Origin of the sequence: Bacillus cereus group sp. BfR-BA-01331 (genome assembly GCF_022663915.1) — a bacterium.
In the GTDB taxonomy this organism is placed as follows: domain Bacteria; phylum Bacillota; class Bacilli; order Bacillales; family Bacillaceae_G; genus Bacillus_A; species Bacillus_A mycoides.
On sequence record NZ_JAKUGJ010000139.1, the window covers coordinates 1 to 713 of the forward strand.

Consider the following 713-nt stretch of genomic DNA (forward strand, 5'->3'; position numbering starts at 1 on the left):
CTGACGAATACTAATAGATCGAGGACTTAACCATATAATATGAAGCAACGTTATCTAGTTTTGAGAGAATATAAAAAACTTATTGACTTTCTAAGTGAATCAAGTATAATAATGTTTGTCTCAATCGAATATAGTCTGGTAATGATGGCAGAGAGGTCACACCCGTTCCCATACCGAACACGGAAGTTAAGCTCTCTAGCGCCAATGGTAGTTGGGACCTTGTCCCTGCGAGAGTAGGACGTTGCCAGGCAAAATGGAGGATTAGCTCAGCTGGGAGAGCACCTGCCTTACAAGCAGGGGGTCGGCGGTTCGATCCCGTCATCCTCCACCATATATGTCGGAGGGGTAGCGAAGTGGCTAAACGCGGCGGACTGTAAATCCGCTCCTTCGGGTTCGGCAGTTCGAATCTGCCCCCCTCCACCATTTCTTAATTATTGGGCTATAGCCAAGCGGTAAGGCAACGGACTTTGACTCCGTCATGCGCTGGTTCGAATCCAGCTAGCCCAGCCATTAAGAGCCATTAGCTCAGTTGGTAGAGCATCTGACTTTTAATCAGAGGGTCGAAGGTTCGAATCCTTCATGGCTCACCATTTTCTTTAAAAATATGCGGGTGTGGCGGAATTGGCAGACGCACTAGACTTAGGATCTAGCGCCTTTGGCGTGGGGGTTCGACTCCCTTCACCCGCACTTTTAATAAAATAACTCAAACATGT

5 tRNA genes and 1 rRNA gene are annotated in these 713 nt (G+C 47.5%); all 6 read left to right on the plus strand.

Features of this window, described 5'->3' with window-relative positions:
• The first annotated feature begins 134 nt into the window (after window positions 1-134).
• The 6 genes from rrf to MR155_RS31305 all read left to right on the plus strand — a co-directional run bounded on the left by rrf (window position 135) and on the right by MR155_RS31305 (window position 687).
• A 5S ribosomal RNA gene (gene rrf / locus MR155_RS31280) occupies window positions 135-250 on the plus strand.
• A 5-nt stretch (window positions 251-255) separates the two neighbouring features.
• Window positions 256-331: transfer RNA gene (locus tag MR155_RS31285), tRNA-Val, on the plus strand.
• A gap of 8 nt (window positions 332-339) precedes the next feature.
• Window positions 340-423, plus strand: a tRNA-Tyr gene (locus tag MR155_RS31290).
• Between the two features lie 12 nt (window positions 424-435).
• Window positions 436-510: transfer RNA gene (locus MR155_RS31295), tRNA-Gln, on the plus strand.
• A 4-nt stretch (window positions 511-514) separates the two neighbouring features.
• A tRNA-Lys gene (locus MR155_RS31300) sits at window positions 515-590 on the plus strand.
• A 16-nt stretch (window positions 591-606) separates the two neighbouring features.
• Window positions 607-687 (plus strand) — tRNA-Leu (locus MR155_RS31305).
• Window positions 688-713: the final 26 nt, after the last annotated feature.